This window comes from Microbulbifer maximicatervae (SeqCode) (assembly GCF_052467815.1).
Genome location: NZ_CP174326.1, coordinates 3,857,747 through 3,881,574, shown reverse-complemented (window position 1 = coordinate 3,881,574; position 23,828 = coordinate 3,857,747). Strand labels below are relative to the sequence as shown.

The 23,828-nt window shown below is 47.3% G+C and carries 13 protein-coding genes; 4 read left to right on the top strand and 9 right to left on the bottom strand.

What is annotated here, in order from left to right; translation table 11 throughout:
• Positions 1-28: 28 nt before the first annotated feature.
• From ACJJIW_RS16865 to ACJJIW_RS16835, 7 genes are all read right to left on the bottom strand, one after another.
• Positions 29-244 carry a hypothetical protein gene (locus ACJJIW_RS16865; RefSeq protein ID WP_444935805.1) on the bottom strand — a complete coding sequence of 72 codons (216 nt, stop codon included), beginning with the start codon at positions 242-244 and terminating at the stop codon, positions 29-31.
• Between the two features lie 5 nt (positions 245-249).
• Complete coding sequence (locus ACJJIW_RS16860) at positions 250-4,476, bottom strand: RHS repeat-associated core domain-containing protein (RefSeq protein WP_444935804.1); 4,227 nt, start codon at positions 4,474-4,476, stop codon at positions 250-252.
• Between the two features lie 67 nt (positions 4,477-4,543).
• Positions 4,544-5,053: a tetratricopeptide repeat protein gene (locus tag ACJJIW_RS16855; protein ID WP_444935803.1), complete on the bottom strand. Its 510-nt coding sequence runs from the start codon at positions 5,051-5,053 to the stop codon at positions 4,544-4,546.
• A gap of 37 nt (positions 5,054-5,090) precedes the next feature.
• Positions 5,091-6,227, bottom strand: coding sequence for a FlgD immunoglobulin-like domain containing protein (locus tag ACJJIW_RS16850; protein ID WP_444935802.1), 1,137 nt, complete (start codon positions 6,225-6,227; stop codon positions 5,091-5,093).
• Positions 6,224-7,114 (bottom strand): TolB family protein, encoded by an 891-nt coding sequence (locus ACJJIW_RS16845; RefSeq protein ID WP_444935801.1) that lies wholly within the window; start codon positions 7,112-7,114, stop codon positions 6,224-6,226. Before ACJJIW_RS16845 ends, ACJJIW_RS16850 begins: the two co-directional genes overlap by 4 nt.
• An 87-nt stretch (positions 7,115-7,201) precedes the next feature.
• Complete coding sequence (locus ACJJIW_RS16840) at positions 7,202-16,084, bottom strand: right-handed parallel beta-helix repeat-containing protein (protein ID WP_444935800.1); 8,883 nt, start codon at positions 16,082-16,084, stop codon at positions 7,202-7,204.
• 799 nt (positions 16,085-16,883) lie between these two features.
• The gene (locus ACJJIW_RS16835; RefSeq protein ID WP_444935799.1) at positions 16,884-17,882 is read right to left on the bottom strand and encodes a GlxA family transcriptional regulator; all 999 of its coding nucleotides are present in this window, start codon (positions 17,880-17,882) and stop codon (positions 16,884-16,886) included.
• Between the two features lie 108 nt (positions 17,883-17,990).
• On the opposite strand from ACJJIW_RS16835, the gene ACJJIW_RS16830 reads away from it, so the two are divergent.
• Together ACJJIW_RS16830 and ACJJIW_RS16825 are read left to right on the top strand one after the other, a co-directional pair.
• Positions 17,991-18,293 carry a putative quinol monooxygenase gene (locus ACJJIW_RS16830; RefSeq protein ID WP_444908198.1) on the top strand — a complete coding sequence of 101 codons (303 nt, stop codon included), beginning with the start codon at positions 17,991-17,993 and terminating at the stop codon, positions 18,291-18,293.
• 28 nt (positions 18,294-18,321) lie between these two features.
• On the top strand, positions 18,322-19,071 hold the full coding sequence (locus ACJJIW_RS16825; protein ID WP_444935798.1) for an alpha/beta hydrolase: 750 nt from the start codon (positions 18,322-18,324) through the stop codon (positions 19,069-19,071).
• A 94-nt stretch (positions 19,072-19,165) separates the two neighbouring features.
• Here ACJJIW_RS16825 and ACJJIW_RS16820 read toward each other — a convergent pair whose 3' ends face one another.
• Positions 19,166-20,035: a LysR family transcriptional regulator gene (locus tag ACJJIW_RS16820; protein WP_413662089.1), complete on the bottom strand. Its 870-nt coding sequence runs from the start codon at positions 20,033-20,035 to the stop codon at positions 19,166-19,168.
• A 140-nt stretch (positions 20,036-20,175) separates the two neighbouring features.
• Here ACJJIW_RS16820 and ACJJIW_RS16815 point away from each other — a divergent pair, with 140 nt between their 5' ends.
• Together ACJJIW_RS16815 and fghA are read left to right on the top strand one after the other, a co-directional pair.
• On the top strand, positions 20,176-21,306 hold the full coding sequence (locus ACJJIW_RS16815) for an S-(hydroxymethyl)glutathione dehydrogenase/class III alcohol dehydrogenase (protein ID WP_444935797.1): 1,131 nt from the start codon (positions 20,176-20,178) through the stop codon (positions 21,304-21,306).
• A gap of 56 nt (positions 21,307-21,362) precedes the next feature.
• Positions 21,363-22,214, top strand: a complete 852-nt coding sequence (gene fghA, locus ACJJIW_RS16810) for an S-formylglutathione hydrolase (RefSeq protein ID WP_444935796.1) — start codon at positions 21,363-21,365, stop codon at positions 22,212-22,214.
• 72 nt (positions 22,215-22,286) lie between these two features.
• Here fghA and ACJJIW_RS16805 read toward each other — a convergent pair whose 3' ends face one another.
• Positions 22,287-23,720: an aldehyde dehydrogenase family protein gene (locus ACJJIW_RS16805; protein ID WP_444935795.1), complete on the bottom strand. Its 1,434-nt coding sequence runs from the start codon at positions 23,718-23,720 to the stop codon at positions 22,287-22,289.
• Positions 23,721-23,828: the final 108 nt, after the last annotated feature.

The window sequence follows — 23,828 nt, the reverse complement described above, 5'->3', positions numbered from 1 at the left end:
CGCCACCAAATCTACACGAACTTCTGCTCTATTCCAACTCATCAGGCTTCAGTTCAGGGTGTTCATTGAATATTGGGTTCATAATATCCAATAACATATTCCCCATCAGTTTCCCGACTGCACGGCGATAGGAAACCAATTCATCTTTTGAGCAATTGTCTTGGACCAGCGCAACAGACTGGTCAAGTCTAGCGCCAAACTCCAACATCAAGCTGACAATTTCACCTGCCACCTCTTTTTTCATACTATTTAAATCCCGCAATTATCATTTGGATCTTCCATACATTTATTATAACAGTTCCAATATCGATATCCATTGTCACCACTTGGCAGGGCTACTTCGGAGCAGTATTCCCTGCACCACTCCTCTTTATCATCCATGGGATCATCCATGGGATCATCCCATGGACGGTCCAATGGATCAGGACCAACATCATCAAAAGGACTAATCCAGTCATCCGAGCCACCAAATGAATCCGCGAGCGAGCCCGCTAGATCATTCAGTGCATCTTGAACAGCAGGATTCCCACTATTCACAGCAAGCACAACAGCTCCAACCGCCAATAAACCCAGACCATAAAGTGCTAGAGTAGCTTCACCAGCAGGATCGATATATCTAAAGGGGTTCTGATAAACATACCCGTAAGTATTCAATCCCCCCCTAAGCCCAATCGGATCACTTTCAATGTACCTTCCAAGCATCGGATCATAATCCCGATGATAGTTATAATGCAGCCCACTTTCCCCGTCATAATACTGCCCAGGGAAGCGTATGTTGAAAACGACGGTTTGTCCGTCCTCATCCACGTCACTATCGATAACTGTCTCTCCAAATGCCGTACGAGTACTGCGCCAAACAGCTTCTCCACTGCTGTCCATCAAAACTTTTGGAGTATCAAGATGGTCACTATAAACTGCGTAAGTTCCGTTGGTATCCACTACTTGAAGGGGGGCGTAGGCATTAGGCAAGTAGTCGTAACGCTGGGTAAGACTTGCAGTGCCATTATTTTCTTCAAACTCTGCAATTAGCTGAGCACCACTCCATAAAAACCACGTAGTATTACCATCCACAGTTTTATAGAGTCGCCGACCACTGACTCCATAACCGTAACTAACGGTAGTGGTGTCGTCGGCATAGCTGATTAGGCGATTGTCAAGGTCATACGTAAAAGTTTTATTTTCCGTTCCAGTAATGGAGGTTAAATTGCCATCATTATCATAGTTTCGGATTAAGGCATTATTATTTTGACTGACTAATTGATTGTTACTGTTGTATTCATAGGTATTGCTATCATTTGGATTTTCCCTATTACCCACTCCATCGTAGGTAAAAGTCTCATCAGCAAGAGGTGCACTATCGGGGTAATCAACACTAGTAAGCCGATCTACTCCGTCATAAGAAAGTGTCTGAGTGCCATCGTTATCAGAATAGACAGTAATATTTCTGGCACTATCAAAAGTATAGTTGAGAGCTTCCAGAGTCGTATTGAAAGCATCTACGATGGTAGAACTAAATAAAGTTCCATCGGCATTGTAGTTATTAGTTCGAGTTGCACCGGATGCATAGCTAAGGTTGGTCCAACGATCAGCACTATCGTGACCTAAGGTGTAACTATTGCCAGCTAGAATAGCGCTAGTTAATCGAGCGTAGTCATCGTAACCAAAACTGTGACTAGTCATCACACCACCTGTTTCAGCAGTGTTATCCAGACTAAGTACGCTTAAGTTACTTTGAACATTATAGGTGTAGCTAAGAGTACGATCTCCACCAGGGATATAATGATTAATAGTTTGAGACAAGCGATTTAAAGCATCATAACTATTCGTATAAAGTGCGGTGCTTTGTATAGCCGAGTCAGTAGCCTGTGTCAGTTGTCCATTATCATTGTAGGAAAAACTCTGGGTACGTTCAGTATTATTACTGGCTTGCTCAGTGGCGCTGGCAAAATGCTCAATACTTGCAAGCCCCCCCCAATCTTCATACTTATACTCCAGAATCTGACCGCGAGCGCCAGTTTTAATGGCAAGGCGATTTCGATCATCGTAGCTATAAGTAATAGTTTCCCCGCCAGGACGAGTTTCTGAGGTTTTGCGACCTAAATGATCATAGGTATAAGTAGTAGTATTATTTTCAGGATCAGTAACGGCTATTAGCTTACCTCTGATATCGTAGTTATAGGAGGTAAGAAGACTTGGGCTAACCCCTTGCTGTTCAGTTTTGGTCAATCGATCCAGTTCATCAAAAGTGTAAAGAGTCACACGATTTAATGGATCGGTTGTGCTGATTGCATTGCCGAAGACATCGTAGCTGCGGCTGACCACACTACCCTCAGGGTCAGTAGTACTAGTCAAATTTCCACGCACATCGTAACTAAAGGCGGTAGTATTCCCTAGTGCATCACTGATGCTTAATTGTCGCCCCAAACTATCGTAGGCGTAACTCTGATAGGTAGTCTTAGTTCCTGCACTATCCTGACGCTCAATGCCAATAAGCCGGTCTTTGCCATCGTAATTGAACAAAGTGATCTGCCCAGCTGTGATTTCCTGGCTTAAACTGTCGGTGCTGCGTCCTACTTCTACCTGCACCAGGTTGTTGTCCGTGTAAGTGTAGTGAATTTCCTCATCTAGGGCGTTGGTTATTTGTACCACTCGGCTTTTATCGTCGTAAACGTAGCTAGTGGTGTTGCCCATGGCATCAGTGACGGTCAGGCGGTTACCCGCCTGGTCATAGGTAAAGGTCTTCTCGCCGGCGGTCAGAGCATTACCATTTTGGTCTTTCCAATACTCTTTGGTTGGGTATAGGCCATCACTCTCATATTCCAGCACATACTGGCTACCGTCAGCATAAATAGTTGCTGTTACCTGATTGCGGGAGTTATAACTAAAACTGGTGGTTTGGTAGCTGCCATCAGCTTTCAATAGCTTGACATTCGCCAGAGTCTGGGGATTGCCATCACTATCATAATTAAAGGTATATTCAGTGCGGAACACTGTGGTGGCATCAGCAGAGGAAACTATCTCTTCACTGGCTATCCAGCCTCCCTCGTAAGTCCAGCTAGTGGTAATGATTTCACCACTAGCCAGGTTAACCGCCTTGCTCAGGCGACGGTTATCAGTGTTGTAGGTGTAATCGATAGCGCGGGCCAGGGTGCGGTCGCCATTGTCATCGGCCAGGCCATAGCGTTCTTCACGGGTAATATTGTTGTTGGCATCGCGGGTTTTTACCGTGAGATAGCCCGCTTGGTCCTCATACTCCACTGTGCGACCGTCTTCGTTAAAAACGTAGCGCTCAGTAGTGGTATAGGGGTTATTACCATCAGCATCGGCAATGGTGGTAGTGACTTCAGTTTCATAACCCTCAGTGACATAGTCAAACTCAAAGGTTAGATTGCCGTAGACCTCTTTAATTACCCGATCTTCTGAATCGTAGGTTTCCTCATAGGGCGTAGCATTTTCACCCACCTGGAAATAGGTCAGGTTGTGGCTATCGTTACTATCTTCGTATTTATAGGTAGATACCAACCCTTCCAAGCCAGTGACTTTAATCAGGTTGCCTGAAGTTAGGGCATTACCTTCACTATCATCCAGCGTATCGTGGCTATAAACAATAGTGCGGCCGGTGTGGTCCACCGCTTGGGTAACACGGCCGGTGTCGCTATCGTAACTGAAGCTAACGTAGTTGCCACTCAGGCTTCCATCTGCCAGGCGCTCTTCAATTTTTTGCAACTGGTAGCTATAGGCCACCGTCATCGGCTTAGAGGGATCAACGGAATAAAGAGAAGTCCCGACGATAGGGAAACGTTCACTGCTGTAAGTAAACTCCAGGCGCTGACCAGCTTTGCTTTCTCGCGCAGTCAGTCGGCCTTCAGCATCGTAGTAATCTTTACGTCCATTATTGTGGGCAAAGGTGTAGGTACCATTGCTATCTTCACTCAGGGTCCCACGCAACCCAGCTACATCGCTCACATAGGCACCACCACTGTAAACAAACTCGGCGCGGTGCCCCGCACAGTAGCGGATTATTACTTTATCATCGGGGTATTCATACAAGCGGTAATCGTGATCGAAGGCCCAGCCATACCCTAGGGCGCTGTCATAATCCGATTGGTTATTGTATTTCCGTATAATCTGAATCGGGTAGCTGCCGTTGACCACCATATCGGTTTCTTTGTGGCGTTCCTGGCCGCTGTAAAGTACAACCGTCCCCCCTTCAACTTCCTCTTTGGGACACCCCCCACCTGCACCACTACCACCACCAGTGCCATCGCCGCTATTGGAACCGGTACCACCGCCGAAGGTGTGCGCCTGACCGGGGCTGGCGGCAATGGCCAGGGTTAAAGCCAATAGCGCTGAGGCTATAGGCGGGCGTATGGCGTTAACACTTGTGCAAGCTCGCCGGGCGCCCTCCAAGGTTTTGCTAAATCCAACGAGGGCTTTTAGCGGTGTTTTTAGTATTTTGTTGGCAAAACTGCTCATGGGTATTCCCTATCCTCCCGGCTACTGGTCGGGAGTGTGATTCTTATTCAGTACAAATCGGACGATATTATTGTGCGGCTCGCCACAGGCGATAATCTTTTAAAGCGGTTTGTTCCTGCTCATCCTTGCCCTGTGCCTGGTAAGCCTGGGCTAGGCCAAGGTAGGCGTGGCCGTGCTCCGGGTGGTTTTTTATTAGGCGGCTAAAATAGGTTTCCGCTTCTGCCCACTGCTGCTGTTGAATGGCGATTTGGGCCAATAATTGCAGGGCTTGGCGATGGGTTCTATTTTGTTTCAATACCACTGAAGCGTGCTGCTTGGCTTTTTTGTACTTGCCTAGCTTTTTTTCCAACTGGGCCAATTCAATCATGGCCGGGTAATTTTGCGGTTGCTGTCGCAGCAGGCGGTTGTACAAGGCCCGCGCCCGCTTATATTCCTTTTGTTCAACCGCCGCTTGAGCCTCAGCTTGGGAGACCTGCTGGATATGGGCGCTCGGCTTGGCTGCGTGAGCCCCAGTACCGGTAAAAAGCGCAATAATTGCCAGAGATAGAATCTGGATTAATTCCGTCGTTCGCTTCATGGTTCACATCCTTCTGAATATCTAATTCACATTAGAGTTAATCTTTATGAGCGAGAGCTTTCGCTGAGCCTTCAGTTTGGGGCTTTTCAATAACCACTTTTAAGGTGGCCATACCAAAGTTGCCCAGGTAGCCGCGCAAATTCACGGTGAGATAGTGCTCGCCAGGGTTGTGATTGCGGCTATCCCAGCGATAAGTGGTGGGGAAGTAACCCACTTCGTTCTCATAAATGTACTGACCGTCGACAAAGTACACCGGCTCAAATCTTTTTGAGGCCAGCTGCGCGATATGCTCCGGCTGTACATTAATACGTACCGGTACAGTGCCGCTAACTATCGGGGTGCCTTCGCTATTTTTGGGGTAGTTCCCAACCAGTGAAATTTCCAGAGGGAAATCTCCCCGGCTCAATGCATCCCGTTGCGCGGGGGCGTGAATACGCGGGCGATGAGATTTCTTTTTTTGTCGTGGGCTTTGGCCCCACGGCATATCCTGCACAAAGCGAGCGCCAGAAGATGATTTATCCCCGCTCACCAGAATAGTATTGCGGGGTAAGGCGAAGGCATTGAGAATTAATTCCAGTGCTGGGTGGCCCTTTAAATTCAGAGCACCGGAGGCATCCTGCCCATCCCAGACTTCTGTTTGTTGGCCAGACCCACGCGGCACCCAGTCGATAATATTATTTAGTAGCGGGCCGTTATTTTTTAATCCCACCCGAATTGCGACGCGGGCCATTTGCGGCAGGGTGTAATCCACACTGCCCTGCTCCGCATTCCAACTCAGATCGTTGATCGCGATACTTTCACCACCGGTAATATCGGTCAGGTCGTACTCGGCAGTTTGCTCGCCGGCTGTTGCACTGATGGTGTAGTGATAAGCCTCTGCGGGTACCGGGCGCCCCTGCTGGTCGGTGCCATCCCACTGCCACTGGTGATCACCCGCCGCTAGCTGTTCGCGGTATTCCGTTTTGATCAGTAGATCGCGAGCGTCGTAGATATTAATCGTGACGTTGGCCTGTGTATCAATATGGTAATTCAGAGCGAACTGTTCACCCTGGGCGGGGACAAACGAGCGGGATTCACTATTGACCCCGGAAATAGACAGTCCGTAGCCAGCCAAGGGCGTAACCAGAGCAGCCAATACTGCGGTGAGGCCGATTTTTTTTAACATCTTATTCATAGTACTGACTTGCCTTGCGCGGACTGCGGCCGCCATAGGGGTTTACGGGCACCGCTGGTAAATTGGGTCAACTGAGTTAACTCACCATCATCGAGTGTTAACTTCCACAGGTTATAGGCGCCGTCGCGGGTAGACTGAAATACAACGGCATCACCTTTCGGGGACCAGATGGGGGCGGCATCCAGTGCGGCATCGGTGGTAAGCTGTTTGAGTTTTCCGTTGCTCTCGCGCAACCACAGGTCGTAGTTACCGGCACGGTTACTGGAAAATACCAATCGGCCTTTTGTATCGGCGACAACATCAAAGTTGTAAAGACTGTTAAAAGTCAGCTGCCGCTTGCTCCCGGAAACTAAATCTAGCGCCCAGATATCGTGGGCTTCGCCACCATCCCCGGATAAGAAATACACGGTCTTGCCATCTGGATGCCAGCGGGGTTCGTGCTGCATATGACGCATATTGGTGAGCTTTTGCTGGTCGCTGCCATCCAACGGCAATCGCCACAAGTTGTTATCGTCAACACTGTCGGAGGTACTGAGAGAAAAGACTACAGATTTTCCATCCGGCGCCAGGCTCGCATCAATAAAACCTTTTAGCGGCATTGTTATTGGTAATTCTTTGGCGTTGGCCAGCCCCACTTCATGCAGTTCACCCTGGCTGCCATTTACCAGCAAACGCTTGCCATCGGGAAACCAGCTAAGGCTATTTTTATCGAAGGCTGAGTGGGTGAGTTGCCGGTGTTGTTGGCCCTGGGTATCCATTACCCATACCTGCCAGTACCCCTGTTTGCCCGGGGCTAGGTAAGCAATATCCTCTTCTGCGTAAACGCAGGCACACCATAGCAATGCACAAGTCACAATGACCACGTTGGACTTTAGTAAGGCTTTCACGTTGTTCTCTTGGTTGTTTTTTGATTTAACGCCGACTTGTCAGTTAGGCGCTAACGGTGAACTAAAACACCGCTAGCGCCCTAATCATTATTGATACAGCTGCAATGCGCCGTAGTAAGTGGTACTGGCTCCGGTAGTTGCCGAAGTCGCTTCTATCCAGAAACTGTACACACCTTCATCCGAGACCATAATCGCGTTGCCATCGCTCTCTTCATAACCGGTCCACTCCACCTCGTGAGTGGCTACTGCACCATCGCTGTCATTAGCGGCTTGCAGCTGGTTATCGATCAAGGTGATCGCTCCGGCATCTGTCGGGTCACCGATATCCGGCGGTAACAGTTTGAAGGTTACGTAGGAGTCCTGATCCAACAAGTAAGCTACTTTCGAGATTTGATCGTAGCTGTGGTACATCAAATAAGGATCGGATTTAACTTCGATATTGGGTGCGTCCAGTGTGCCGCTGATACTTGGGTTTATGCCGTCAATAATTACCACGTTGGTGGGCAGAACTTCAGGTGCTGGCACATAGGTGTAAAAAGACCCAGTAGTAAGTACGCCATCAGCGGTGCGACCATCCCAAGTCATATAGTGGGTACCGGCCTCCATGGGGACATTATCATAGACAATATGAGTATCTCCCCCATCTGGCGTGACCTCCATATAGACACGCACATTCGCCGTGGGCGTAACTTCAGTTTTCATAAAGTCGTTTTGTACTGCATTCATGGTGGTATCCATTGTACCCAATAGGATATCGCTAGTACTTCCACCATCTTCAATAACGTACACCCCTTCCACACTGCCACTCACTGCAGTCAGGAAGTAGGTATATGCTTCTTCCTGAACATAATTACCCTCATCATCCTTGCCATCCCAACTCAGGGAATAGCTACCCGCACTATCAAAGGTTTCCACCACACTGCGAACCAGCTCTTCAGTTTGCTCGTCTTTAATATCCAACGTAACGGTAGCGCCAGCAGACAAATCAAAACTGATTACCAGGCTTTCGTCAGCAACCGGATTCACTGTGGTTTGGTTGCGGCTGACGTTAGAGATTCCCACCAAGTCGATAGTAATAGTACGAATAACTTTACTTACGTTACCTGCCTTATCATTAACCACTAAGCGCACTTGGTAGTCACCACTTGCTGGTGCTGTAACAGTACCATCAGTAGAACTAAACACCCATTCCGTCAGGGTATTTTCGCTTACAGCCGAGGTGGAAGACTCAATACTTACCCAAGCATCAGTATCATCAACTAATTGATAATCCAGTGCATAGCTCACAAAGTAATCATCAATGGCGCTGCCCTCAATTTCCAGACTGGTACCGGATAAGGTATCTCCATCAAGCATATTACTCATATCGGCCAAGGGTGCAGTGTTATCCAGCTCCACCCAAATAGCACCCGCTCGATAGCTTGAACTCTCCCCATCGGCCACATTTAGATGTAAATAGTAACGGCCATCACTCAGTACCGCGCTGCTACTGTCACTACCATCCCAATCAATACTGATATCTGTACCGATTCCAGAGAAAGTATTCACAACCGTTCCAGACTCATTGCTAATTTCCAAATTCCAGCTGCCACTTGAGCTCAAGGTGGCACTAATGGCTAACGTATCCTGATTGCCATCACTATTCGGGGAGAAGTACTCGTAATCTCCGTTTAAGTTGGATGTTATTACGCGGGTCTCTGCAGCCAGGGCACTACTGTAATCTACGGCAGTTTCTGGTGAATCAACCCCGATAATATCTACCCCCCACTCTGGTGCAGCACTGCCCCACCAGTTGCCAGTAACATTCAACACCACCGCCGAGCTACTACCATAGTTATTGAGGTACAAACTGCCATTGGTATTACCATAGAGATCATTGCCGGTAATCGTGGGCGTTGGATTGGTAGCATCACTACCCGAACCATTCAGGTAAATACCATAATTATTATCGATAAAACTATTACCCGTTAAGCTCGGTGAAGAGGCCCCGGTAATATAGGCACCGTAATTCAAGCCAGTAACAATATTGTCAGTTACGGCTGACGATGCAGTATCCAGGGCTATCCCTGTACCTGTGTAATCCGTATTTTGGATTAAGTTATTGGCAATAGTGCCACCAGCAAAATTGTTAATACTGATCCCGCTTTCGCTAAAGTCAGTAATAATGCTGTTGGTAATACTGAACGCACTGGGTGAAGTCGCAGAGACTGCAATTTCTGCATATTGGATGTAAGCATTATCAATACTGACACTGCCACCACTGGCAACAACGATACCCTGCCAATCTCCTGCCACAGGATATTCTGCCTCACTGGTGAAAAGCACCGGCTGGGAGCTGGAACCACTAACTACCAGATCTCCCTCTACTGTTAGTGAGTGACCAGCAGGGAATACCAATATTGCCCCAGCTTCCAGCGTTAAACTAACACCGTTATTTACATTAATATCATCAACAACAATATAGGAACCTGCGGCTAAACTTGTATCTGACTCAATATCAAAGCGAAGGTAGTGATCGTATACTGAACTACCATTAGCACTATTTAAATAGCGACTATAATCTACAAATGGTTTATCAGTAGCACTGTCAGAATAATCGTAAATTTCAGCTGCAATCGACCCAGAGTCTTTAGTATTCCACCAGTTGCCAGTGGCATCCACTGTGGCTACGCCATTCTCATAGTTATCAGTATAAACATCGTAGCTGCTATTACTATAAATACTGTTTCCACTAATTACAGGTTGAGGATCGTTGTCTGCGTCATCCACTCCAAACAAATAAAAACCATAGCTGCTGTTCGCAACTACTAAATTGTCAGTAATATCTGGAGTTGTTGCACCACTGCTATGCCCCTTTATGTAAAAACCGTATTTATTACTTGTAATTGTGTTATCGCTAACAATGACATCCGCCACACGGTAAAGGTACACCCCAGCATTATCTGCATACTGAATGGTATTATTGCTGATTGAGCCGCTGGCGTCATAGACATAAACACCGTTCCCATCAAAGTACTGCAAGGTACTATTGCTGAGACTAAAGGTACTGCCCGAGGCTGCGTAAAGGCCGTAATCCCCGTACTCTACTGTTACATAGTCCAAATTCACCGTGCCGCCACTTTGCGCCACGATGCCATACCAATCTCCGACACTGCCCCCCTCACTGGTAAATACAATTGGATCATCATTAGTGCCCTGCGCATCTAAGGTGCCGTACACTTCAAGGCTGAAATCCCCTCCCACCTCAATATGAGTACCGGACTCGATTGCCAGGGCCACACCACTTTGTACGTATAAGTTACCCAATACGGTATAAGAGGTATCAGCCAACAATGTAGTGTCTTCAGTCAAATACCCAAGCAAGCCATTGTTAACTGCTACGTTGCCACCCTCACCATCTAAATAATTACTGTAATCCACTAACGGGCGGTAGGTAGTGCTATCGCTATAATCGTAAACTTCTTCTGCGATAGAACCCGAATCCGTGGTATTCCACCAATTGCCCATGGCATTGACAGTGAGTACTCCACTTTCGTAATAGTAGGTATACAAGTCGTAACTACTGTTACTGTGAATATTGTTGCCGGTAATTGCAGGTTGCGGATCGTACGCTGCATCCCTCACTCCGTACAAATAAAAGCCGTAGCTACTACTACCGGTAATGGTATTGCCCGTGATCGTTGGGGTGGTAGCAGTACCGCTATCGCCCTTAATATAGAACCCGTATTTGTTATCAATGATCGCATTGTCACTGACGGTGACATCCGCTACACCATGCAGGTAAACACCGGCATTCTCAGAATACTGTATAGTACTGTTATTAATTGAGCCAATGGCATTGTTAGCATAAACTCCATTAAACTCAAAATGCTGCAAAGTACTATTCTTGATACTAAAGGTACTCCCCGAGACTGCGTAAAGGCCAGAATCCGCGTATTCCACAGTCACATAGTCCAGGTTCACCATGCCGCCACTTTGCGCCACAATGCCATACCAATCCTCAACACTAGGCTCACTTTCATCACTGGTAAATACAATCGGATTATCACTGGTGCCCTGTACATCCAAAGTGCCATAAACCCTGAGAAAAAACCTTCCACCCACTTCAATACGAGCACCAGGTTCAATCGTTAAAGTCACACCACTTTTCACGTGTAGCGAACTCACTAGGGTGTAAGTCGTGTCTGCTAACAGAGTGGTATCTTCGGTTAGGTAGCCAATCAATCCATTACTGATCACTGTGCTACCGTCTTCGGCATCCAGAAAGCCACTGTAATCCACTATCGGCCGATAAGAACTACTATCGTTATAGTCATAAACCTCTGGGCCAATCTCACCTGGGTCCGTGGCATTCCACCAGTTACCTGTGGCATTAACAGTGAGGACTCCACTTTCGTAATAGTAAGTATATAGATCGTAACTACTGTTACTATGAATACTATTACCAGTAATTGCAGGCTGTGGATCGTAGTCTGCGTCCCTTACCCCATACAAATAGAAGCCGTAACTGCTATTACCAGTGATGGTATTGCCGGTAATCGTTGGAGTGGTAGCAGTACCGCTATAACCCTTAATATAAAATCCATATTTGTTATCGATTACTGCGTTATCACTGACCGTGACATCCGCTACACCGTATAGGTATACCCCAGCATTTTCAGCATACTGAATAGTATTGTTAATTATTGAGCCGCTGGCGTTATAGGCATAAACACCATCTTCCTCAATATATTGCACAGTACTGTTGCTCAGACTAAAGCTACTACCCGACTGCGCATAAAGACCATATTCGCCATACTCCAACGTCACATAGTCCAGTTCTACCGAGCCGCCTTCGTCAACGCGAATACCTTTCCACTGACCACTGGATGCAGACTCTTCATCACTGGTAAATACAATTGGCGATTCACTGGTGCCTACGGCTTTTAGAGTTCCATCAACAACGATTCGATAGCCTCCACCCGACTCAATTCGCGCACCAGGCTCTACAGTTAGTACCGTGCCTGAACCAACGTAAAGGTGTCCCAACATGGTGTAGGTATTGCCCGAAAGCAAAGTAGTATCTTCTGTTAGGGTACCTATCAATGAATGACTGACTACTGCCACTCCATCTTCAGCATCCAAGAACCCACCATTATCGATAAATGGATTGGAGTCACTACCAGTATCGGTATGGTCATAAATTGTTGGAGAAATAGAACCAGGATCAGTGGCGTTCCACCAGTTACCTGTTGCATCAACGTTTGTCGTTGATCCACTTCCATAGTTTTTTGTATATACGTTGTAGGTACCGTTACTGTAAATACTATTTCCATTGATTACTGGAAGGGGATCATAGTTAGCATTTCCTGAGCCATACAGATAAAAACCATAAGTACTATTATCTGTGATCGTGTTGCCGGTAATGGTTGGGGTGGTGACACCACTACTATGGCTCTTGATGTAAAAACCGTATTTATTGTCTGTAATCGTGTTATCACTAACAATGACATCCTCTACACCGTACAGATACAACCCTGCATCATCAGCATATTGGATGGTATTGTTCGTAATTGAGCCACTGGCGTCATAGGCATAAACAGCATTTCGCTCAAGATACCTCAAAATACTGTTACTCAGACTGAAGGTACTACCTGAAGATGCTTGAAGACCTCTATCAGCGTACTCCAGCGTTACATAATCCAAATTCACCGCACCGTCAGTTTGCGCCACGATGCCATACCAATCACCAACATTAGGAGTACTTTCATCACTGGTAAATACAATCGGGCTATCACTGGTTCCTTGCGCATCTAAGGTGCCATAAACCTTGAAAGTAAAATACCCACCCACTTCAATATGAGCACCCGATTCAATTGCCAGGGTCACACCACTTTGTACGTATAAGTTACCCAATACGGTATAAGAGGTATCAGCCAACAGCGTGGTGTCTTCAGTCAAATACCCAAGCAAGCCATTGTTAACTGCTACGTTGCCACCCTCACCATCTAAATAATTACTGTAATCTACTAGCGGCCGGTAAGAGGTGCTATCGTTATAATCGTATACTTCTTCCGCGATAGAGCCAGAGTCTGTAGTGTTCCACCAGTTACCCTTGGCATTGACGTTAAGCACCCCACTTTCATAATAGTAGGTATACAAGTCGTAACTACTGTTACTGTGAATACTGTTGCCGGTAATTGCAGGTTGCGGATCGTACGCTGCATCCCTCACTCCGTACAAATAAAAGCCGTAGCTACTACTACCGGTAATGGTATTGCCCGTGATCGTTGGGGTGGTAGCAGTACCGCTATCGCCCTTAATATAGAACCCGTATTTGTTATCAATGATCGCATTGTCACTGACGGTGACATCCGCTACACCGTATAGGTATACCCCAGCATTTTCAGCATACTGAATAGTATTGTTAATTATTGAGCCGCTGGCGTTATAGGCATAAACACCATCTTCCTCAATATATTGCACAGTACTGTTGCTCAGACTAAAGCTACTACCCGACTGCGCATAAAGACCATATTCGCCATACTCCAACGTCACATAGTCCAGTTCTACCGAGCCGCCTTCGTCAACGCGAATACCTTTCCACTGACCACTGGATGCAGACTCTTCATCACTGGTAAATACAATTGGCGATTCACTGGTGCCTACGGCTTTTAGAGTTCCATCAACAACGATTCGATAGCCTCCACCCGACTCAATTCGCGCACCAGGCTCTACAGTTAGTACCGTGCCTGAACCAACGTAAAGGTGTCCCAACATGGTGTAGGTATTGCCCGAAAGCAAAGTAGTATCTTCTGTTAGGGTACCTATCAATGAATGACTGACTACTGCCACTCCATCTTCAGCATCCAAGAACCCACCATTATCGATAAATGGATTGGAGTCACTACCAGTATCGGTATGGTCATAAATTGTTGGAGAAATAGAACCAGGATCGGTGGCGTCCCACCAGTTACCTGTTGCATCAACGTTTGTCGTTGATCCACTTCCATAGTTTTTTGTATATACGTTGTAGGTACCGTTACTGTAAATACTGTTTCCATTAATTACTGGAAGGGGGTCGTAGCTGGCATTTCCTGCACCATATAAATAAAAGCCGTAACTACTATTATCGATAATTTGATTGTCGATAATGGTTGGGGTGGTAACTCCACCACTAGCACCATGAATGTAAATACCGTATTTATTATCACTGACAATATTATTACTGACGGTTACATCTGCAACGAGATGCAAATACAGTCCAGCATTATCTGCATACTGAATGGTGTTATTACTAATTACGCCAGTAGAATTGTAGGCATAAATACCGCTCTTTGAAAAATTCTGTAATGTACTATTGCTGAGACTAAAGGTGCTACCAGGGGCTGCGTAAAGAGCACGATCTCCGTATTCCAAAGTCACATAGTCCAAGCTCACTACGCTACCGCTTTTTGCTTCAATGCCAGACCAATCACCTTTAGCTGGCGAGGCCTGTGCACTAGTAAATATTACCGGCGCGTCTGCTTCACCAGTAGCTGTGAGATTGCCGTTCACCTCAAAGGTGAAATAATCCTCAAATAGGACTGTCACGCCTTCATTAATAGTTAGAGTCACCCCACTATTAACATCCACATCCCCTGTCACTACATAGGTTTGATGTGCAGCAAGCTCTATATCTGAAGTAATATCGCCAGATAGTTCATTTAAAACACTCAGGTTATCGTATTCCAGCGTTTGCGCTTCACTGCCGGTAACTGCCACTGCAATTCCGGCCTTGACAATATCGTCAAAGCTGATCGAAACACTATCTACCTGAGTCCAACTTGCACCATCCGTAGAGATATAAGCTGTAATCGTGTCGCCATCACGCACTAATCTTAACCACTGGGGCAAGGCGCCAGTCTGTCCGGTGGTAATTAGCGTGTTGGCTGTATCATCCGTATCTCGGGTGAAAAGTCCAATACTGTTATCAGACGGGTCCATTACCAATGCAATGGCTTTATCAGTTGCTGCCGTGCCATTTCGTAGCGCAATACCAGCAATGCCAGATCCACTATTGGTATGGCTGGATAAACGTGCAATCAATTCTCCCTGCTGCAGCAATTCTTGATATACAAAGTGCAGAGAGTAGGCATCATCCCACTCACCTGTATCAGCCAAGGCTGGACAAGTAGCAGTAGAAGAGAAAGTCAGCGTTAGGTCATCTAGGTAATTATTGTCGCTAACGCCAAGTGAGGTAGAACGTATGCCGTAGCGAGAAAGATCACCAATGCCCTCACCTACAGTATAGGTAAGACCAATATCACTTCCTCCTATAGTAACCGTCAACGTATCGCCAGAACGATTTAAAGTAACCGTTTGCCCAGTTGTTGGATGATTATCAGTTGCAGCCACCTGAGCTAAATTGGATTGACTCTCGGCACCTGTAAATTGAACCAGAGCCCATACGCCGGTTGAACCATCTCCTTGATACTGGACTCCATAACCAACATATTCAGAATCAGTCAGATAGATAGTGAGTGAATCAGTACCGGCTCCAGCGTCCGTTGATGAATTAATGAGGGCACTGAGAGTAATTTCATCTGAATCGCTGAGCACCGTTGGGGCCAGCAGGACTTGATCAGTTTGGGCAGTTACAGTGGCGCGCTCATTGCGTAACGATAGAGCTTCACTACCAAAGCTATGAAATCCAAGCGAGGAGAGATCTTCACTAGAACTGGAGGAAAAATCTTCGGAAACCTGGTTTTCAGCTACACAAATTTCTGAAATTCCTAAGCTTAATGCCGCATCATCACCACTTAGAATCACATCACCGGTGCTGGCACCAACGATAGAAAGCTGCCAGGGAGAAACATCCTCATCCACTGCCACTTCGGCGTACGTAAAAACCGAAACACATACCAATGAGACAAACAAGTATTGCAACAGCTGCCTGGCATTAATTTGAAACGCCAAAAGCCGTGAATGATTATAAGCTGAGCTGCGCATGAACATGCCTTCCCAATTTGCACCTTGAACTAATCGACGCACAACGGGCAGCGAGAAAGCCAAGCAACTCGGCCATCCACACAGTCAACTGAAAGAAAGCTCTGCAGAAATTAAAAGAACGAAATAGGTACTGATACCACTTGCTCAAAACTGCACTTCCAACAGCAATCCATGCACCCTTCATGCATTCACACTCAATCAAGTTTCTTGAGTGTTTCCTTCCTTAAAACTACAACCAACGTATTTTCAAAATACTGGTTGACGCAATTATCGTTAGCATACCAAAAAAAATGTCGAAGAATGTGCAAATAATGACATAACCTTGATTTAAATCATCAACCTGTCAATAGTGACAAAAATTAAAAATACTCAAACCACCACTTCAAATTAGAAGCACTTCACATTTTTCACTTGACACAACTACAGGCACAACCCACCCAGCGAAATAAATCTTTTGGTTGCATAAAATTATATAAAACAAAAAAAACAATTACTTGGCACCACCCAGAATATCGAAGCCGGTTAAACTTCTATTCACCCCTAGCTTCAGCCTTGATATAGCTTCTAATATCTTAAAAGTAATTTGTTGATCTCCTACCAGAATTCTCATTCACGCCAAGACAACCACTACAAACGAGCCTCTATAAATATTGATGCTACTGGTTTTCTGCCAGGAAAGATCTAAGCCAATCCTTGGGAGAAGAGGTCAATAATATCTATCTTTAGAATACTCTTTATCTCAACTATCAGCTTTACCGCCTAACTTGACCCCAGCCCTGACGGTAGCCTGCCAAACAAATTAGCTCTTCTGATTTTTCTGCCTAAATTGACTGGGACTCATCCCCACATGTAATTTAAATACACGTCGGAATACTGCATCATCGGAATAGCCTAATTCTTGCGCGACACTGGCAACCTTATTGGCTGGGTTTAGCAAAAGGCTACGTGCGTATTCCATACGGACGCTATCGATAAATTGTTTGGGTGCTTGCGCTGTTAACTGTTTTAGCCGCCGGTGTAATGTTCGCTCAGATATCGACAGTTCTTTTGCCAGCAACTGACTGCTTAACTGTTGGCCAAAATATTGGCGAACTACATTCTCTGCATCCACCAGAAACTGCTCTTTTGATACCTGGTAGCCTTTTGGTACATGCAAAGTTTGCGAACGCGGGTGGGAGTCCACAACGGCGAGATCAGCAACTTTGGTAGCGACTTCATCGCCAGCTACCATCTTGATCACTTGAAGAGTCACATCTACCCAAGATAAAGGGCCACCCGCTGTCACTATATTTTCATCTACTAACAGTCCACTGGCCCATAGCGGGCAGGCATTGCTAAAGCGGGATTTCAACTCATTGTGTAACCACCAGGTGGTTGTGCACTGTCGTCCATTTAGCAGACCCGCTTCACCCAGCGCCAAAACGCCACTACAGGAACCCGCGATAATCGCCCCGCGCCTATATTGGGTTCGCAGCCATTCGCAAGTCGGTTGATCCAGCAGCTTTTCAGGGGGCACACCAAACTGGTTGGGCATAAATCCGGGGACTATCACGGCTTCGCAACTGGATATTTGTGATACCCCATGGCTTACAGCAAAGTACCTGCCCTGCCCGTCTATAATGTCGGCGCCATCAGAACTGGCGACCAGGATTTCGGGGGACCAGGACTGTTGATAGGCAGGGTCCAGGGAGTGTTGGCTTTCAGATAAGCGGAGGCCACCCAGGGCAAACATATCCTGAACGCCAGCCAGAGCCGACGGCAAAACTCGCGGCATAGATAAGATGACTATCTGGGCCATAAATCCTCAAAGTGGCGAATTTTGTCTGATCATTGTCTTTTTGGACACTGATAGTCAAGCCTAAGCTTCCTCTAGGATACTCATCACCAAACAACGTGAGAGAAAACAATGACTGAAGCAAAGCTGGCCATCGTGGCACTGATCGACGCCAAAGCGGATAAGGCTGATGAGGTAAAAGCGCTGCTTACCTCAGCCCAACCGCTCGCTGTGGAAGAGCAAGGAACCCTGAGCTGGTATGCCGTACAAATCAACGCTACGCGATTTGCTATTTTCGACACTTTTAGCGATGAAGACGGCTTGACTGCACATCTTAACGGCAAGATCGCTGCAGCATTGCTTGGCAAAGCGGATGAACTGCTCGCATCAGAACCACAAATTATGACTGCGGATATTCTCGCATCTAAAGTCTAAGGAAGCCTTGAGAAACCAGGAGTCAGCGTTGGATACCCCTATCGTCTTCATCCATGGGACCAATGCCGGCCCCTGGACAATGGAGAACTTCCACCAGTATTTTGAGGAGGAAGGATTCTATTGTCACAGCCCAAGCTACCGCTACCATGAAGATCTAAAGTCAGAACAAAATCAGCAGCACCTTAAAGGACTGAGTATTGCCGACTACGTTGATGACATCAGGGCATTTGTACAATCTTTAGATGAAAAGCCTGTTCTAGTCGGCCACTCCCTGGGCGGTGTTATTGCACAAAAATTGGCAACTATGGATTTGGCACGGGCAATCGTATTGCTTAACGGAAGCGTGAACTGGGGAATACTGCCCACCACAGAAGAAGAGAGTGCGCTGGGCAAGTTGTTTATGGCTGCGGGTGAATTTTGGAATGATGTCCTGTTACCGGATTTCGCGACAATGGTGAAATTCGGGTTGAACAAACTCAATCCAGGCGACCAGCACAAGGTCTTTGATCGATTAGGTCCTGAATCTGGGCAAGTCCTATTTGAATTGTTCTTCTGGATTTTTGACAGTAATAAAACAACCAGAATTGACTATCAAAAAATCAATTGCCCCACTTTAATGGTTTCGGGAACCGATGACCTGGCAATCCCCCCTTCCACAGCAAGGTTAATTGCTGAGTGGCAAGGAAAAAATACCACCTTCTACCGAGCGGAAGGTTATGGTCACTATTTAATGCTGGAGCCAAAATGGAAGCGGATTGCAGAATTCTGCAGCACGTGAGTAAGCCAACAATTTCAAAAAACCACCTCCACTAGCAATAAATCACTGTGAACCCTTTACTACACCAAACCCTTAATCTGCCTCCTCCCTTTTCTCAAGTGAGATACTCGGCTAGATAATCAATCAGCAGCCTGACTTTCGGCGCGATATATCGATTGCCGGGGTAAACTGCGTATACCCCTTCATCCCTATCTTCGAGATCACTTAAGAGGGTGATTAACTTTCCTTCAGCGATATATTGCTCGACGTAGTAATCGGGCAACTGCACAACCCCCAGGCCTTTAAGCGCAGCATCTAAAAGCGCCCCTCCGTTGTTGTAACGAAGGCTACCTTTGACCCTAAGGTTTTTTTCTCCTTCCCTGGTATTGAATCGCCAGTAATCCAGTGTGCCCAGCAGGCAGTTGTGCCTGTTCAATTCCGACAACGAGTGTGGGGTCCCGTGCTCTTCAAGATAATCCGGTGAGGCGCACAGATGAATTCGCCGGTCCGCCAACTTTCTTGCCATCAAGGTTGAGTCCTGCAACTTACCCAGGCGTATGGCGATATCGTAACCCTCATCTATAAGGTCAACCTGGCGATTGGTGAAATAGGCATTGACCTCAATCTTAGGGTTTTGAATCACAAAATCATTGATCAGTGGTGCAACCTTCTTTTCAGCATAAGTGACCGGTGCCGTCAGTTTGATTTTACCCTGTGGGTGGCTCTGTAATTGAGTTACTGCTCGTTCCGCCGCTTCCAGCCCATCGAGCACCCCCCGGCAATGCTGGTAAAACAGCGTACCTTCTTGTGTCAGTGACACCTTGCGCGTGGTTCGATATAGCAGTTTGACATTCAAGCGGCTCTCCAAAGCACTGACCTGGCGGCTGACTTTAGCGGTGGAAATAGCCAGCCTCTGCGCAGCCAAGGTAAAGCTCTCGCTTTCAGCGACATAAACGAACTCTGTAATACCTTCCCAATCTTTCATTATTGCAAATATGTAAAAGTAAGTTTCAAAAACACCCAATTATAATCAATTCTGCAATCAATATAATGGCTCCCCAGTCGTCACAGCGGGGCCAACCAACTCCAGGCCCTGAATGACATGATTTAACAGCGAGTAATCTAATGTCTGAACAATTTATCAAGTCGAAGGCCGCCATCGCTTGGGGGCCTGGCCAACCGTTATCGGTCGAAGAAGTGGATGTCATGCTGCCAAAGGCTGGTGAAGTATTGATCAAGGTCATTGCATCGGGAGTGTGTCACACCGATGCTTTCACCTTGTCTGGCGACGACCCGGAAGGCAAATTCCCCTGTATTTTGGGCCATGAAGGTGGCGGTATTGTCGTGCATGTCGGTGAAGGGGTTACCAGTGTCAAAGAGGGTGATCATGTGATCCCCCTGTACACCCCAGAATGTGGCGAGTGTAAATTCTGCAAGTCCGGCAAGACGAACCTCTGCCAAAAGATCCGTGAAACTCAGGGGCAAGGCCTGATGCCCGACGGCACCACACGCTTCTATAAAGATGGCAAACCCATCTACCACTACATGGGCTGCTCGACATTTTCGGAGTACACCGTATTGCCAGAGATTTCACTGGCAAAAGTAAATCCGGCTGCGCCGCTAGAGGAAGTCTGCCTGCTGGGTTGTGGTGTCACTACTGGTATGGGCGCTGTGATGAACACCGCCAAAGTTCAAGAAGGCGATACTGTTGCGATTTTTGGCCTTGGGGGCATTGGCCTTTCGGCGATTATCGGCGCTACCATGGCAAAGGCCTCGCGAATCATTGCCATCGATATCAATGAAAGCAAGTTTGAATTAGCCCGCAAACTGGGGGCGACAGACTGCATCAACCCCAACAACTACGATAAGCCGACTCAGGAAGTGATTGTCGAGCTCACCGAGGGCGGTGTTGATTATTCCTTTGAATGCATTGGCAACGTCAATGTGATGCGCTCCGCTCTGGAGTGCTGCCACAAGGGCTGGGGTGAATCGGTCATTATCGGTGTAGCTGGTGCCGGCCAGGAGATCTCTACCCGCCCATTCCAGCTGGTAACAGGCCGAGTCTGGCGCGGGTCCGCATTCGGCGGAGTTAAAGGACGTTCCGAATTACCAGACTACGTAGAGCGCTACCTGAATGGCGAATTCCAGCTCAACGACTTTATCACCCACACCATGAGCCTGGATGACATCAATAAATCTTTCGATCTGTTACATAAAGGCGAAAGTATCCGCACCGTCATTCACTTCGATCAATAACCAGCAATGATCAATTGGGCCATCTCTTGGAGGTGGTCCAATTAGGGCTATCCATCATGTCTATTGAAAATATCAGTGCCAACCGGAGTTTTGGCGGCTGGCACAAGCAATACCTTCACGACTCACAGTCACTTAACTGCAAAATGCGTTTTGCTATTTATTTGCCACCGCAAGCTTCACAAATGCACAAGGTTCCGGTGCTCTACTGGCTGTCAGGTCTGACCTGTACCGATGAGAATTTTATGCAAAAGGCAGGAGCCCAGCGGATTGCCTCCGAACTAGGGATAGCCATCGTTGCTCCCGACACCAGTCCCCGTGGAGAATCTGTTGCCGATGATGAAGCCTATGATCTGGGGCAAGGTGCTGGATTTTATATCAACGCCACCCAAGCGCCCTGGAGTCGCCACTACCACATGTATGATTATGTGGTGGAAGAACTGCCGGCACTTATCGAGACCACCTTCCCTGTGACAACACGGCGGGCCATTGCAGGACATTCAATGGGGGGCCATGGCGCACTGATGATCGCCCTACGCAATCCGGCAAGTTATGTTTCCGCATCAGCCTTCAGCCCCATTAGCAACCCCACTCAGTGTCCATGGGGGCAAAAAGCCTTTGAAACCTATTTGGGCAAAGATCGGGATAGTTGGCGCGGCTACGACAGCAGCGAACTACTCAAAAGTGTCGAGAAGCCTGTGCCGATGTTGGTGGATCAAGGGGAAGCCGATAGCTTTCTTGTTGAACAGCTGAAACCCGAGATGCTCGAAGCGGCTGCCAAAGCAAGTAACTACCCGCTCCAACTTCGCCGCCATTCCGGTTATGACCACAGCTATTACTTTATCGCCAGCTTTATTGAGGAACATCTTCGGTTTCATGCCCAGCATCTCAGCCAGACATACCCAAACTAATAAGTAAGGTCAATCGTTAGTCCAAGGCCACAGCTGCAAGGAGAGTTGTGGGCCTGGAGATCTATTAATTTTCTAGCTATTTAACTCACGCACCACCATTAGCCTCTCCTCGGTCATATCCGCAATAGCCCAGCGTACCCCTTCCCGACCAAGACCCGAATCCTTAACACCACCATAGGGCATATTATCTACCCGCCAGCTGGGTACATCACCAATAACCACACCACCCACTTCCAAGGTATCCCAGGCTTGCTGGGCTTTGTAAAGGTCACGAGTGAATATGCCAGCCTGCAGACCAAAGGCACTGTCATTCACCTTGTCTAAAACATCATCAAAGCTATCGAAAGGCTCCAGAATTGCAACAGGGCCAAATGCCTCCTGCTGTACAATGGAGCAGTCATGGGGCACGTTTTCCAATAGCGTTGGATCAAGCATGGCGCCATCTCGTGTACCTCCACAAAGCAGGGTTCCCCCGGCTTGAACCCCCTCTTCCACCCAGGTATGCAAGCGGGTGGCCTCTCCCTCAGAAATCATTGGGCCAATAAATGTATCTTCTGATCGAGGATCGCCTTTCTTAAGCTTTTTGGTACGCTCAACCAGTCGTCGCTTCAAATCTTCATATAGACTGCAATGCCCATAGATCCTCTGGACGCCGATACAGCTTTGGCCCGACTGATAGAAAGCACCGAAAATCAGCCTCTCTACAGCATCATCAAGATCTGTATCCCGATCGATAACGCAGGCTGCATTACCTCCCAACTCCAAAACCACTTTCTTTCGCCCCGCCCTGGCCTTTAGATCCCAACCCACCGAAGGTGAGCCGGTAAAGCTGAGTAGTTTGAATCGATCATCCACAGTAAAAAGGTCTGCCCCTTCCCGGTGGCAAGGTAATACAGAGAAAGCGCCCTTCGGTAACTGAGTCTCCGCAAGGACTTCAGCGATAATCAATGCCCCAATAGGTGTCCGGCTTGCAGGTTTCAGTACAAAGGGACATCCAGCCGCGATGGCAGGTGCCACCTTGTGAGCGGCAAGGTTCAAAGGGAAATTGAACGGCGATATAAATGAGCATGCGCCCACCGGCACTCGTCTGATATATCCGCGATAACCCCGTGAGCGCTTGGATATCTCAAGATTGATAATCTCGCCATTGATACGCACTGCCTCTTCAGCAGCCACATGAAATGTATCGATTAAACGCAGTACCTCGCCCCGTGAATCATGAATTGGCTTACCAGCTTCAATACACAGCGCTTCGGCCAGCTCTTCAAACCTTTCACGAAAACGTACAACACAATGCTGTAAAACTTCCTGGCGGTTGTAAGACGGCAAATTAGCCATCGGTTTTTCTGCCAAAAGCGCCCAGTCGATGGCACTGTCAATAACCTTGGCATCAGCCATTGCAACCCGGGTAGCTACTTTCCCTGAATACTTGTCAGTAACTTCCAGATCGGTGTTGGCATGCACTGCTTCATTGGCCAGGTAGTAAGGGTAAGAGTCTTGCAGCAAAGTAATATCCTTTTACTTGATGTCTGATCTATCAAGAGTGCCCCAACGCCAGATACAGCATTGTGCCCATCGTCGGGTATAGATGACCCGCAGGCATATATCAAATGT

What these genes read in the sequence shown, in the direction of transcription:
- ACJJIW_RS16865 (WP_444935805.1), bottom strand. Translation starts at nt 244, where the DNA reads ATGAAAAAAGAGGTGGCAGGTGAAATTGTCAGCTTGATGTTGGAGTTT.
- ACJJIW_RS16860 (WP_444935804.1), bottom strand. Translation starts at nt 4,476, where the DNA reads ATGAGCAGTTTTGCCAACAAAATACTAAAAACACCGCTAAAAGCCCTC.
- ACJJIW_RS16855 (WP_444935803.1), bottom strand. Translation starts at nt 5,053, where the DNA reads ATGAAGCGAACGACGGAATTAATCCAGATTCTATCTCTGGCAATTATT.
- ACJJIW_RS16850 (WP_444935802.1), bottom strand. Translation starts at nt 6,227, where the DNA reads ATGAATAAGATGTTAAAAAAAATCGGCCTCACCGCAGTATTGGCTGCT.
- ACJJIW_RS16840 (WP_444935800.1), bottom strand. Translation starts at nt 16,084, where the DNA reads ATGCGCAGCTCAGCTTATAATCATTCACGGCTTTTGGCGTTTCAAATT.
- ACJJIW_RS16835 (WP_444935799.1), bottom strand. Translation starts at nt 17,882, where the DNA reads ATGGCCCAGATAGTCATCTTATCTATGCCGCGAGTTTTGCCGTCGGCT.
- ACJJIW_RS16830 (WP_444908198.1), top strand. Translation starts at nt 17,991, where the DNA reads ATGACTGAAGCAAAGCTGGCCATCGTGGCACTGATCGACGCCAAAGCG.
- ACJJIW_RS16820 (WP_413662089.1), bottom strand. Translation starts at nt 20,035, where the DNA reads ATGAAAGATTGGGAAGGTATTACAGAGTTCGTTTATGTCGCTGAAAGC.
- ACJJIW_RS16815 (WP_444935797.1), top strand. Translation starts at nt 20,176, where the DNA reads ATGTCTGAACAATTTATCAAGTCGAAGGCCGCCATCGCTTGGGGGCCT.
- fghA (WP_444935796.1), top strand. Translation starts at nt 21,363, where the DNA reads ATGTCTATTGAAAATATCAGTGCCAACCGGAGTTTTGGCGGCTGGCAC.